Annotated in this window: 13 protein-coding genes; 9 read left to right on the plus strand and 4 right to left on the minus strand. The window is 61.1% G+C overall.

From position 1 onward, the window contains the following. Window positions 1-351 precede the first annotated feature (351 nt). The 6 genes from HGO40_RS18860 to HGO40_RS18885 are packed head-to-tail and all read left to right on the plus strand — an operon-like array spanning window position 352 to window position 6,305. Complete coding sequence (locus HGO40_RS18860; protein ID WP_186730993.1) at window positions 352-1,446, plus strand: ABC transporter ATP-binding protein; 1,095 nt, start codon at window positions 352-354, stop codon at window positions 1,444-1,446. Beyond that, entirely contained in the window at window positions 1,446-2,555 is a 1,110-nt protein-coding gene (locus HGO40_RS18865) for an ABC transporter ATP-binding protein (protein ID WP_250964246.1), read from the plus strand. Before HGO40_RS18860 ends, HGO40_RS18865 begins: the two co-directional genes overlap by 1 nt. Continuing rightward, the gene (locus tag HGO40_RS18870) at window positions 2,552-3,418 is read left to right on the plus strand and encodes a carbohydrate ABC transporter permease (protein WP_250964247.1); all 867 of its coding nucleotides are present in this window, start codon (window positions 2,552-2,554) and stop codon (window positions 3,416-3,418) included. The genes HGO40_RS18865 and HGO40_RS18870 overlap by 4 nt, the downstream gene beginning before the upstream one ends. Before the next feature lie 10 nt (window positions 3,419-3,428). Continuing rightward, a complete protein-coding gene (locus tag HGO40_RS18875) occupies window positions 3,429-4,229 on the plus strand; it encodes a carbohydrate ABC transporter permease (RefSeq protein WP_014337490.1) in 801 nt (266 codons plus the stop codon). 10 nt (window positions 4,230-4,239) lie between these two features. Beyond that, window positions 4,240-4,512, plus strand: coding sequence for a DUF2160 domain-containing protein (locus HGO40_RS18880; RefSeq protein ID WP_186707524.1), 273 nt, complete (start codon window positions 4,240-4,242; stop codon window positions 4,510-4,512). 50 nt (window positions 4,513-4,562) lie between these two features. Further along, window positions 4,563-6,305, plus strand: a complete 1,743-nt coding sequence (locus tag HGO40_RS18885; protein WP_186707525.1) for an ABC transporter substrate-binding protein — start codon at window positions 4,563-4,565, stop codon at window positions 6,303-6,305. A gap of 437 nt (window positions 6,306-6,742) precedes the next feature. Here HGO40_RS18885 and HGO40_RS18890 read toward each other — a convergent pair whose 3' ends face one another. Genes HGO40_RS18890 through HGO40_RS18900 form a run of 3 tightly spaced genes read right to left on the minus strand, consistent with a single transcriptional unit; the run spans window position 6,743 to window position 9,335 of the window. Beyond that, window positions 6,743-7,924, minus strand: coding sequence for an acetyl-CoA C-acetyltransferase (locus HGO40_RS18890; protein ID WP_250964248.1), 1,182 nt, complete (start codon window positions 7,922-7,924; stop codon window positions 6,743-6,745). 11 nt (window positions 7,925-7,935) lie between these two features. Then, complete coding sequence (locus HGO40_RS18895; RefSeq protein ID WP_250964249.1) at window positions 7,936-8,601, minus strand: 3-oxoacid CoA-transferase subunit B; 666 nt, start codon at window positions 8,599-8,601, stop codon at window positions 7,936-7,938. A gap of 35 nt (window positions 8,602-8,636) precedes the next feature. Continuing rightward, complete coding sequence (locus tag HGO40_RS18900; RefSeq protein ID WP_250964250.1) at window positions 8,637-9,335, minus strand: CoA transferase subunit A; 699 nt, start codon at window positions 9,333-9,335, stop codon at window positions 8,637-8,639. Window positions 9,336-9,576: 241 nt separating this feature from the next. Here HGO40_RS18900 and HGO40_RS18905 point away from each other — a divergent pair, with 241 nt between their 5' ends. Beyond that, on the plus strand, window positions 9,577-10,467 hold the full coding sequence (locus tag HGO40_RS18905; RefSeq protein WP_250964251.1) for a LysR family transcriptional regulator: 891 nt from the start codon (window positions 9,577-9,579) through the stop codon (window positions 10,465-10,467). Window positions 10,468-10,498: 31 nt separating this feature from the next. Here HGO40_RS18905 and HGO40_RS18910 read toward each other — a convergent pair whose 3' ends face one another. After that, window positions 10,499-11,326, minus strand: coding sequence for an NAD-dependent protein deacetylase (locus HGO40_RS18910; RefSeq protein WP_250964252.1), 828 nt, complete (start codon window positions 11,324-11,326; stop codon window positions 10,499-10,501). A 177-nt stretch (window positions 11,327-11,503) separates the two neighbouring features. Between HGO40_RS18910 and HGO40_RS18915 the strand changes: the two genes are divergently transcribed. Next, window positions 11,504-12,013 (plus strand): ferritin-like domain-containing protein, encoded by a 510-nt coding sequence (locus HGO40_RS18915; RefSeq protein ID WP_250964253.1) that lies wholly within the window; start codon window positions 11,504-11,506, stop codon window positions 12,011-12,013. A gap of 62 nt (window positions 12,014-12,075) precedes the next feature. After that, complete coding sequence (locus HGO40_RS18920; RefSeq protein ID WP_250964254.1) at window positions 12,076-12,282, plus strand: hypothetical protein; 207 nt, start codon at window positions 12,076-12,078, stop codon at window positions 12,280-12,282. The last annotated feature ends 12 nt before the right edge of the window (window positions 12,283-12,294 follow it).

Consider the following 12,294-nt stretch of genomic DNA (forward strand, 5'->3'; position numbering starts at 1 on the left):
CCCGCCATCCCCTCCCAACCCACACCCGGGCGGACGCCCCCGGGCCCGCGATCGCGGTATGGCACCATAATATCCGCCGCTGATACACCGCTATCGCGAGCAAGCTCGCTCCCACAGGGGGCATGGCCAGGCTAGCCGAAAACGTTCTTTCAGTGTTGTTCAAAATTGTTCATTGTCAACCCGTCCATTGTTCAGTTGTTCATTCCTGATTGTTCACTTCTGTTCATCAACGAACGCCTTTTGCCTGCCAATCCAGTAAAAAATCACCCTGATCAAGGGTTTGTGATTTCTGGCACGGCTATCGCTTTGAAGCTCGGGTCGCTTGACTCCAAATAATAAAAAGGCCGAGCCATGTCATTAAAGCTTGAGCACATCTGTCGCACCGTCGAAGGCCAGACCTGGATCGACGATGCCAATCTGAGTTTCGAACCCGGATCCTTCAACGTCCTGTTGGGCCGCACGCTGTCCGGCAAGACCAGCCTCATGCGCCTGATGGCGGGTCTGGACAAGCCCGACAGCGGCCGCATCCTGATGAACGGCGTCGACGTCACCCACCGTCCGGTGCGGTTGCGCAACGTGTCGATGGTTTACCAGCAGTTCATCAACTACCCGACCATGACCGTTTTCGAAAATATCGCCTCGCCGTTGCGCCAGGCCGGTGTGTCCGAAGAAATCATCCAAAGCAAGGTCCTGGAAACCGCAAAGATGTTGCGGATCGAGAAGTTTCTCAAGCGCCATCCACTGGAATTGTCCGGCGGCCAGCAGCAGCGCACGGCCATGGCCCGGGCCCTGGTCAAGGACGCCGAGCTGATCCTGTTCGACGAGCCTTTGGTGAACCTCGACTACAAGCTGCGCGAAGAGCTGCGCCAGGAAATGCGCGAGCTGTTCCAGGCCCGCCACACCATCGCCGTCTACGCCACCACCGAGCCTAACGAGGCGCTGGCCTTGGGCGGCACCACCACGATCCTCCACGAGGGCCGGGTGATTCAGAGCGGCAAGTCGTCTTCCGTCTACCACCAGCCGCAAACCGTGCTGGCCGCCGAGCTGTTTTCCGAACCACCGATCAACCTCATGCCGGGTCGTATTGCCGGTAATGAAGTCAGCTTCGCCAATTTCGTGCACTTCCCGCTGAACGTCGACCTGCGCCCGGTGGGCGAGGGCGAGTTCCGCTTCGGCGTGCGCCCCAGCCATATTTCCCTGGTGCCAAGCAACGACGATGACCTCGAACTGGCGGTGACCGTCGAGGTGGCCGAGATCAGCGGCTCGGAGACGTTCCTGCATGTGCGCAACGAACATTTCCTGCTGGTGCTGCACTTGCCAGGGGTGCATGAGTACGACGTGGACGCGCCGATCCGCATCTACATTCCGACCCATAAACTGTTTGTCTTCGATGCCCAAGGCAAGCTGGTCCAGGCCCCCGGCCTGCGTATTGCGAGGGTTGCCTGATGGCTGAAATTCGTTTGCAGAACCTTGCCCACAGCTACACCAGCACCCCGGCGGGCCCCGAGGACTACGCGATCCGCGAGATGAACCATATCTGGGAGCAGGGCGGTGCCTATGCGCTGCTCGGCCCTTCGGGCTGCGGCAAGTCCACTTTGCTCAACATCATTTCCGGCTTGCTCAGCCCTTCCGAAGGGCAAGTGATGTTCGACAGCAAAGTTGTCAACGACCTGACCCCGGAACGCCGCAACATCGCCCAGGTGTTCCAGTTCCCGGTGGTCTACGACACCATGACGGTGTTTGACAACCTGGCGTTCCCGCTGCGCAACCAGGGCATGGCCGAGGCGAAGGTCCACACCAAGGTGCAGGAAATCGCCGAGGTCCTGGACCTGCAGAACCTGCTGGACAAAAAGGCCCGCAACCTCACCGCCGATGAGAAACAGAAAGTCTCCATGGGCCGCGGGTTGGTGCGCGACGATGTGTCGGCGATCCTGTTCGACGAACCGCTGACGGTGATCGACCCGCACCTGAAATGGAAGTTGCGGCGCAAGCTCAAGCAGATCCACGAGCAGTTCAACATCACCATGGTCTACGTCACCCACGACCAGTTGGAAGCCTCGACGTTCGCCGACAAGATCGCGGTGATGTACGGCGGCCAGATCGTGCAGTTCGGCACGCCTCGGGATTTGTTCGAGCGCCCCAGCCACACCTTTGTCGGCTACTTCATCGGCAGCCCGGGGATGAACCTGATCGAAGTCACGGCGCAGCCCGGTGGCGTCGGCTTCGCCTCGACCCATTTGCCCCTGTCGGACACCTTGCAACGGCGTATCGCCGAAGCCGAGGGCAAAAGCCTGAAGGTCGGTATCCGCCCCGAGTTCGTGCATGTCTGGGATGGGCCTTACGACGACGCGATGCGGGCCGACGTGGTCCACGTCGAAGACCTGGGCACCTACAAGATCCTGACCCTCAACCTCGATGGCGCACCGCTGAAGGTCCGCCTGGCCGAAGACAAGCCCGTACCGGAAGGTACGGCGTACATCAGTTTCCCGGCCCAATGGCTGATGGTCTATGCCGATGAGTATTTGCTGGAACCGTTGAGCGAGGTGCAGCCATGAACAAGGTGCAGAACAACAAGGCCTGGTGGTTGGTGTTGCCAGTGTTCCTGCTGGTGGCCTTCAGCGCCGTGATCCCGATGATGACCGTGGTCAACTATTCGGTGCAGGACATCTTCGATCAATCCAGCCGCTATTTCGTCGGCGCCGATTGGTACAAGCAGGTGCTGCTCGATCCACGGCTGCACGATTCGCTGCTGCGCCAGTTCATCTACTCGGCGTGCGTGCTGCTGATTGAAATCCCCCTGGGCATCGCTATCGCCCTGACCATGCCGACCAAGGGCAAATGGTCATCCCTGGTACTGATCATCCTGGCGATTCCGCTGCTGATCCCGTGGAACGTGGTGGGCACCATCTGGCAGATTTTCGGCCGCGCCGACATCGGTTTGCTGGGCTCCACCCTTAACGGCCTGGGCATCAACTACAACTATGCGGCCAACACCATGGACGCCTGGGTCACCGTATTGGTGATGGACGTCTGGCACTGGACGTCGTTGGTGGCGCTGCTGTGTTATTCGGGGCTGCGGGCGATTCCCGACGTCTATTATCAAGCGGCGCGGATCGACCGGGCGTCCAACTGGGCGGTGTTCCGGCACATCCAGTTGCCGAAGATGAAGAGTGTGCTGCTGATCGCCGTGATGCTGCGCTGCATGGACAGCTTCATGATCTACACCGAGCCGGTCGTGCTCACCGGCGGCGGGCCGGGCAACGCCACCACGTTCCTCAGTCAGACCCTGACGCAGATGGCCATCGGCCAATTCGACCTGGGCCCGGCGGCGGCGTTTTCCCTGGTGTACTTCCTGATCATTCTGTTGGTGTCCTGGCTGTTCTACACCGCCATGACGCACTCCGACGCCAACCGTTGAGGCCCGCACAATGAGCAAGAGAAAGCTGATTCCGCTGTTGATCTACATCCTGTTCCTGCTGGTGCCCATCTACTGGCTGCTGAACATGTCGTTCAAGAGCAACACCGAGATCCTTGGCGGCCTGACCCTGTGGCCCCACGATTTCACCTTCCACAACTACAAGGTGATCTTCACCGACCCGAGTTGGTACACCGGTTACCTCAACTCGCTGTACTACGTGAGCCTGAACACGGTGATTTCCCTGGGCGTTGCGTTGCCGGCGGCCTATGCGTTTTCCCGTTATCGGTTCCTGGGGGACAAGCATCTGTTCTTCTGGCTGCTGACCAACCGGATGGCGCCACCGGCAGTGTTCCTGTTGCCGTTTTTCCAGCTGTATTCGTCCATCGGCTTGTTCGACACCCATATCGCCGTGGCCCTGGCTCACTGCCTGTTCAACGTGCCGTTGGCGGTGTGGATCCTCGAGGGGTTCATGTCCGGGGTGCCGAAAGAAATTGACGAGACTGCCTACATTGACGGCTACAGTTTCCCCAAGTTCTTCGCCAAGATCTTCATTCCGTTGATCGGCTCCGGCATCGGCGTCACGGCATTTTTCTGCTTCATGTTTTCCTGGGTCGAGCTGTTGCTGGCCCGTACGCTCACCTCGGTGAATGCCAAGCCGATCGCGGCGGTCATGACCCGTACGGTGTCGGCGTCGGGTATCGACTGGGGGGTGCTGGCGGCGGCGGGCGTGTTGACCATCCTGCCGGGCATGCTGGTGATCTGGTTCGTTCGCAACCACGTGGCCAAGGGCTTTGCCCTGGGCCGGGTCTGAGGAGTCGATGATGGAATGGATGAACTGGACCGTCCCGACGGCGGCTTTTTTTGGTGTCATCGCCTTGCTGCTGGTGGGCATGACGACGTGGGAATTGCGTTCGCCGAGTATCCCTCGGCGTGGTTTCCTGCCGATTGCCACGACCCGTGGCGATCGGTTGTTTATCGGTCTTCTCGGTAGCGCCTACCTGCACCTGCTGGTGATTGGCGTGACCGACTGGAGCATCTGGATAGCGTTCGCGTTGTCTTTGGTGTGGCTGTTGGCAGTGATGCGGTGGGGCTAATCGCGACAACGCGACGATCAGGCTCTTAAACCCAAACAGGAGAGGTCTCTATGTTCGATAAAAACAATAAGCTGCGACATAGCGTTTCATTGGCAGCCATGCTGGCACTCAGCGGGCTGAGCGCTACGGCCTGGGCCGACGCCTATGAAGACGCCGCTAAAAAATGGATCGGCAGTGAATTCAAGCCGTCGACCCTGACAGCCGAGCAGCAGCTTGAAGAATTGAAGTGGTTCATCAAGGCCGCCGAACCGTTTCGCGGGATGAAAATCAACGTGGTGTCGGAAACCATCGCCACCCACGAGTATGAATCCAAGGTATTGGCCAAGGCCTTTAACGAAATCACCGGGATCCAGCTGACTCACGACCTGCTGCAGGAAGGCGACGTGGTGGAGAAGCTGCAGACCCAGATGCAGTCGGACAAGAATATCTATGACGGCTGGGTCAACGACTCGGACCTGATCGGTACGCACTTTCGCTACGGCAAGACCGAGTCGATCACCGACCTGATGGCCAACGAAGGCAAGAATTTCACTTCGCCGACCCTGGACCTCAAGGACTTCATCGGTATTTCCTTCACCACCGCGCCGGATGGCAAGGTCTATCAACTGCCCGACCAGCAGTTCGCCAACCTGTACTGGTTCCGCGCCGACTGGTTCGAGCGTGCGGACCTGAAGGCCAAGTTCAAGGAGAAGTACGGCTACGAGTTGGGCGTACCGGTGAACTGGTCGGCCTATGAGGACATCGCCAAGTTCTTCTCCGAAGATGTCAAGGAGATCGACGGCAAGCGTGTCTATGGCCACATGGACTATGGCAAGAAAGATCCATCCCTGGGCTGGCGCTTCACCGATGCCTGGTTCTCCATGGCCGGTGGCGGCGACAAGGGCCTGCCCAACGGTTTGCCCGTGGACGAGTGGGGCATTCGTGTCGAGGACTGCCATCCGGTCGGTTCCAGCGTGACCCGTGGCGGCGACACCAACGGTCCTGCGGCCGTGTTCGCCACCACCAAATACGTGGATTGGATGAAGAAGTACGCGCCACCGGAAGCGGCGGGCATGACCTTCTCCGAATCCGGCCCGGTGCCGTCCCAAGGCAACATCGCCCAGCAGATTTTCTGGTACACCGCTTTCACCGCCGACATGACCAAGCCGGGCCTGCCGGTGGTGAATGCCGACGGCACGCCGAAATGGCGCATGGCGCCGTCGCCACGCGGTCCGTATTGGGAAGAGGGCATGAAGCTGGGGTATCAGGACGTTGGTTCCTGGACGTTCATGAAGTCCACGCCTGAGAAGCAGAAACTCGCGGCCTGGCTCTATGCGCAGTTCGTGACGTCCAAGACGGTATCGTTGAAGAAGACCATCGTCGGCCTGACGCCGATTCGTGAGTCGGACATCAACTCCCAGGCCCTGACCGACCTGGCGCCGAAGCTCGGTGGCCTGGTGGAGTTCTACCGCAGCCCGGCCCGCGTGCAATGGACCCCGACCGGGACCAACGTGCCGGACTACCCACGCCTGGCTCAACTGTGGTGGAGCCACATCGCCGAAGCCGCCAGCGGCGAGAAAACCCCTCAGCAGGCCCTCGACGGGTTGGCCAAGGACCAGGACGCGATCATGACGCGTCTGGAACGCTCCAAGGCCCAAGCCACCTGCGCACCTAAGATGAACCCTGAGCGCGACGCGCAATACTGGTTCGACCAGCCGGGTGCTCCGAAGCCGAAACTGGCGAACGAGAAGCCGAAAGGCGAAACCGTAAGCTACACCGAGCTGTTGAAGTCGTGGGAGGCGGCCCGCAAGTAACTCCCCCTGTGAGCGTGAAAACGGCACCGAAAGGTGCCGTTTTTTTTTGCCTGGGCTTACGGCGACAGACAGGACCACCGCCTTCGCGAGCAGGCTCGCTCCCACAGGGTTTTGTGGTGAATGCAGGTATTGCTGGCACCACAAGTCCACTGTGGGAGCGAGCTTGCTCGCGAAAGCGGTGTACCCGTCACGGTAATGCTGAATGTACCGCCGCCATCGCGAGCAAGCTCGGCTCCCACAGGGTTTTGTGGTGAATGGAGATATGGCTGACACCACACGTCCACTGTGGGAGCGAGCCTGCTCGCGATGGCGGTGGCAGCCATACAGATTAAAATCAGGCAAAAAAAAACCGGCGCAACCGAGGTCGCGCCGGGGGTGGTGCCAGTGGCTGCGCGGATATTCGTGGGTCCGCACAACCCCTGTTGAACCCGTGTCGGTTAAGCCCGTTCCAGCGCCAGGGCCACGCCTTGGCCGCCGCCGATGCACAGGGTCGCGAGGCCTTTCTTGGCGTCGCGCTTGATCATTTCATGCAGCAGCGACACCAGGACCCGGCACCCCGAGGCGCCGATAGGGTGGCCCAAGGCGATGGCGCCGCCGTTGACGTTGACCTTGTCCATGTCCCATTTCAGTTCTCGGGCCACGGCCAGCGATTGAGCGGCAAAGGCTTCGTTGGCTTCGATCAGGTCCAACTGCTCCAGGGACCAGCCGGCCTTGTCCAGGCAGCGACGGGTGGCCGAGACCGGGCCAATGCCCATGATGGCCGGGTCGACGCCGGCATTGGCGTACGCACTGATTTTCGCCAGCACCGGCAAGCCCAGGGCCTTGGCTTTTTCCGCGCTCATCAGGATCACCGCGGCGGCGCCATCGTTGAGCGAGGAGGCATTGCCCGCCGTAACGCTGCCGTCCTTCTTGAAGGCAGGCTTGAGCTTGCCCAGGGAGTCGGCGGTGGTACCGGCGCGCGGTTGTTCATCCGCGGCGAACGCCACGGGATCGCCTTTGCGCTGGGGAATCAGGATCGGCGTGATCTCATCGGCGAACCGTCCACCTTCGATGGCGGCGACCGCCTTCTGCTGGGACGCGGCGGCGAAGGCGTCCTGATCCTCGCGGCTGATGCCGTACTGGTCCACCAGGTTCTCGGCAGTGATGCCCATGTGGTAATCGTTGAAGGCATCCCACAGGCCGTCGGTGATCATGCTGTCGATCATCTTCGCGTGGCCCATGCGCAGGCCGGTGCGGGCGGCCGGCAACACGTACGGGGCCAGGCTCATGTTTTCCATGCCGCCGGCGATGATCACCTCGGCGTCGCCACAGCGGATCGCCTGGGCGCCCAGGTGCAACGCCTTGAGGCCCGAGCCGCAGACTTTGTTCAGGGTCAGGGCCGGCACCGCATGGGGCAGGCCGGCGAGGATCGACGCCTGGCGCGCCGGGTTCTGTCCGGAACCTGCGGTCAGCACCTGGCCAAGAATCACTTCATCGACCTGTTCGCCGGACAAACCGGTCTGTTCCAGCAGGCGACGAATCACCGCGGCACCGAGTTCCGGTGCGGGAATGGCAGCCAGCGAACCCTGGAAGCTGCCGAGGGCGGTACGGGGGGCGGCGACAATCACGACTTCTTGCATCGAATCTCTCCTCACTGGGCAGCGCACTGCATTTCAGGGACGTGGTCCGGCACGATCAATTTGCCGGCGGTCTTGGCGACGATTTCCTCGACGCTGACGCCCGGGGCACGCTCTATCAGGATGAAGGCGCCGTCCTGGAGTTCCAGGTAGGCGAGGTCGGTCAGCACGCGCTTGATGCAACCGGCACCGGTCAACGGCAGGCTGCCACGGGGCAGCAGTGTCGACTCGCCGTCCTTGGACGCATGGGTCATGGTGACGATGATGTTCTCGGCACCGGCCACCAGGTCCATCGCGCCGCCCATGCCCTTGACCAGTTTGCCGGGGATCATCCACGAGGCGATGTTGCCTTCGACATCCACCTCGAACGCACCCAGCACGGTCAGGTCGATGTGGCCGCCACGGATCATGGCAAACGATTCGGCCGAAGAGAAGATCGACGCGCCAATGCGCGCAGTGACCGTCTGCTTGCCGGCGTTGATCATGTCGGCATCGACTTCGGCTTCGGTGGGAAACGCGCCCATGCCGAGCAGGCCGTTTTCCGATTGCAGCATGACTTCCATGCCTTCGGGAATGTAAATGGCGACCAGGGTCGGAATGCCGATGCCCAGGTTCACGTAGTAGCCGTCCTGCATTTCGCGGGCGACGCGTTGAGCCATTTGTTCGCGGGAAAGTGCCATGGTGTTATTCGTTCATTCGGGCGGGGGGCAGGGGATCACTTACGCACGGTGCGCTGTTCGATGCGCTTTTCGAACGTGCCGCAAATGACCCGGTCGACGTAGATGCCAGGGGTGTGGATCTGCGTCGGGTCCAGCTCGCCGGGTTCGACGATTTCTTCGACTTCCACCACGGTGTTCTTGCCCGCCGTCGCGGCCAGCGGGTTGAAGTTCTGTGCGGTGTGGCGATAGATCACATTGCCGAAATGGTCGGCCTTCCAGCCTTTGACGATGTCGAAGTCGCCCGTGATGGATTCTTCCATCAGGTACTGGCGGCCGTGGAATTCACGCACTTCCTTGCCTTCGGCCACGGGCGTGCCGACGCCGGTGGCGGTGAAGAACGCCGGGATGCCTGCGCCACCGGCGCGCATTTTTTCCGCGAGAGTGCCTTGGGGGGTGAGCACGACTTCGATTTCGCCGCTCAGCAGCTGCTTCTCGAACAGGGCGTTTTCGCCGACGTAGGAAGCGACTACTTTGCGAATCTGCCGGTCCTCCAGCAGCACGCCGAGGCCGAAACCGTCGACGCCGCAGTTGTTGGACACCACGGTGAGGTCGCGGATGCCCTTGCGTTTGATCTCGGCGATCAGGTTTTCCGGGATACCGCACAGGCCGAAGCCGCCGGCGATGACAGTCATGCCATCCTTCAAGCCTTCCAGCGCTTCCTCATAAGAGCTCACGCGTTTGTCGAAACCTGCCATAGACACCTCTTTTATTCTTGATGGGGTCGCAATGGGATGCAGTGTTGCGCCAAGTCATATATTTGTTAAGTTGATTTTTAGATTGGATTGATTGATAAAACTCAATAGTGCTTGCCCCGTAGGAGCTGCCGAGTGCAACGAGGCTGCGATCTTTCCCCAGACACTTAAGTTTCAAGCGAAAGATAAAGATCAAAAGATCGCAGCCTTCGGCAGCTCCTACGTAACCGGACATAGAACGACCATGACCCTCAAGCAAATCCGCGCCTTCCTCGCCGTGGCCCAGAGCCTGAGCTTCGCCGTGGCCTGCGAGCGGCTGCACCTGTCCCAGTCGGCCCTGAGCCTGACCATCAAGGCCCTGGAAGAAGGCCTCGGTGGCCGCCTGTTCAGCCGCAACACCCGTAACGTGGCGCTGACCCCCGAAGGTGAGTCCTTGCTACCCCTGGCCCGCCGGCTGGTGGCCGACTGGGACAACGCCGAGGATGAAATGCGCCAGCGCTTCACCTTGCAGCGTGGTCGCGTGACGTTGGCGGCGATGCCGTCATTTGCCGGCAACCTGCTGCCGCCGATCCTCAAGACCTTCCGCGCCCGCTATCCGAATGTCAACGTCACGGTCAACGACGTGATCAACGAACAGGTGCTGGAAATGGTCCGTGATCGTCATGTGGAACTGGGCGTGGCGTTCGAACCGATGCAGGGTTCGTCGTTGGCGTTCACGCCCTTGTATCTCGATCGCTTCGTCGCGGTGGTGCCGCTGGACTCGCCGCTTGCCCTGCGCGACGAAGTCCACTGGGAAACGTTGCTGGAGCAGCCATTCATCACGCTGCAACGACCCTCCACCGTTCGGGTGATGCTGGAGGAGCATCTGCAGGCCCGAGGTATGAAACTGCCCGTGGAGTTCGAGAGCCATCAACTGGCGACCGTCGGGCGTATGGTCGCCAGCGGCCTGGGCGTCAGTGCCGTGCCGGCCCTGTGTGTCGGGCAGATGCATGAGCTGGGGGCCCGGTGCATCACGTTGAGCGATCCGGTGATCGAACGGGCCATCGGGGTGCTGACCAAGCCGGGGCATGAGCTGTCGGCGGCGGCGCAGGCGCTGTTCGATACGCTGAGGGATCAGGAGTTGCCCGTACGTTAACCACCCAATCCCTGTGGGGGCATTGTGATCGTCAAATCAGCAAGGGCAGCAGTTCTTCGCACGGTACTTCAACCTTCAAGTCCAGCAACTCATCAGCTCGGGTCTTGCCTCGGTTGATCGCCAGCAGCGGCTTGCCCTGGTCCTTGATCGCCCGGCACAGGCGGAACGCCGAATACGCCATCAACGATGAGCCCACCACCAACAGCCCATCTGCCTGTTCCACCGCCAGGGTGGTGCGGGTCGCGGTGGCGGCGGCGACGTTTTCACCGAAGAAAACCACATCGGGTTTCAAGCGTTCGCCATCGCAATTCAGGCAACGGGGCACCTGGAAGCGCGCCTCGAACGCCGGGTCGAGCAGGGTGTCGCCATCGGGTGCCTGCACCGCATCGACGCCGACCAGGTAAGGGTTTTCAGCTTCCATCAAGTGTTGAATCTGCTGTCGCTCGCTGCGCTGGCCGCAGTCCAGGCACAGCACACGGTGCAGGCTGCCGTGCAGTTCGATGACGCCTTGGCTGCCGGCCTGGTCGTGCAAGGCGTCGACATTCTGGGTAATCAGGCCGCTGATGCGGGCCTGTCCCTGCAACGCCGCCAAGGCCTCGTGGGCCTGGTTCGGCCGGGCTTGACGCAGGCGTGTCCAGCCCAGCATCGCTCGCGCCCAATAGCGCCGTCGCGCCTCGGGTTTGGCGAGGAACTCCTGGTACATCATCGGTTGCTTGCCCCGCCGCACGCCGTCGCTGTCGCGGTAGTCGGGAATGCCGGACGGGGTGCTGATGCCCGCGCCGGTCAGCACCAGGAAACGGCGCCCGGCCATGTACTGCTGCAGTTGTTCGACGGGGTCACGCTGAAGATCGTCGGGCATGTGGGTTCTCCGCTGGCCTGGAATCGTTGAGGTTAGCAGCGGGCTTGCCGCACGCCTTTCGTCGCCCTGCGCAGGTGTTTCTTCAAACTTTCCCCGGGCGTGGGACATCCACCTTATGTGCGCTATCTCAAAGCTCTCGCACTGCAGTGCGCCAATGTCACTGATAAGGAGAACGCAATGGCAACCCCTAAAGAGAACCTGCTGGATTGGCTCAACGATGCCCATGCCATGGAACAGCAAGCGGAGAAAATGCTCAAGGCCCAGGCCGAGCGCCTGGAACATTACCCGGTCCTCAAGGCCCGGATCGAACAGCACATCGAGGAGACGCTCGGGCAGCAGAAGCTGGTGGAACAGTGCATCCAGCGGCTGGGCGGCAGCCCGTCGATGCTCAAGGACATGGCCGGCAAGCTGATGGCGTTCGGTCAAGCCATGGGCGGCATGGCGATGAGTGACGAAGTGGTCAAGGGTGCCATGCGTGGCTACGTCTTCGAGAACCTGGAGATCGCGTCCTACACCGTGTTGATCGAGGCGGCGAAAGTGGCCGGCGATGTGGAAACCCAAAGGGCTTGCGAGCAGATTCTGCCCCAGGAAATCGCCATGGCTGAATGGCTGCGCGATCACCTGCCGCAGATTACCGCAGCGTTTCTGGAGCGTTCGGCCAATCCGCATACCGAAGCCAAGCGCTGAGGTGAAAAGTGTGGCGCGGCCCGACCGCGCCAAACCTGCCGTCAAAAGAAAAGAGGACAGGTATGAAGCAGACCACCGGTGAGGCAAGAGCCATCAATCGACAGAGCGCCAGGGTGGGTGTCTACGTGTCGGAAGAGGAGGGCCACACAGTGCTTGAACTGGGGCCCGCCAATGACGTCGACATCGGCGATGTCATGGAATGGGACACCACGGCCCTTGGCACCCAGACGTATCGCAACCTGGAGGTTCAATTACTGGTGGGATCGTGACGACACCCGGTC

This window comes from Pseudomonas sp. CG7 (genome assembly GCF_023701885.1).
In the GTDB taxonomy this organism is placed as follows: domain Bacteria; phylum Pseudomonadota; class Gammaproteobacteria; order Pseudomonadales; family Pseudomonadaceae; genus Aquipseudomonas; species Aquipseudomonas zanjanensis.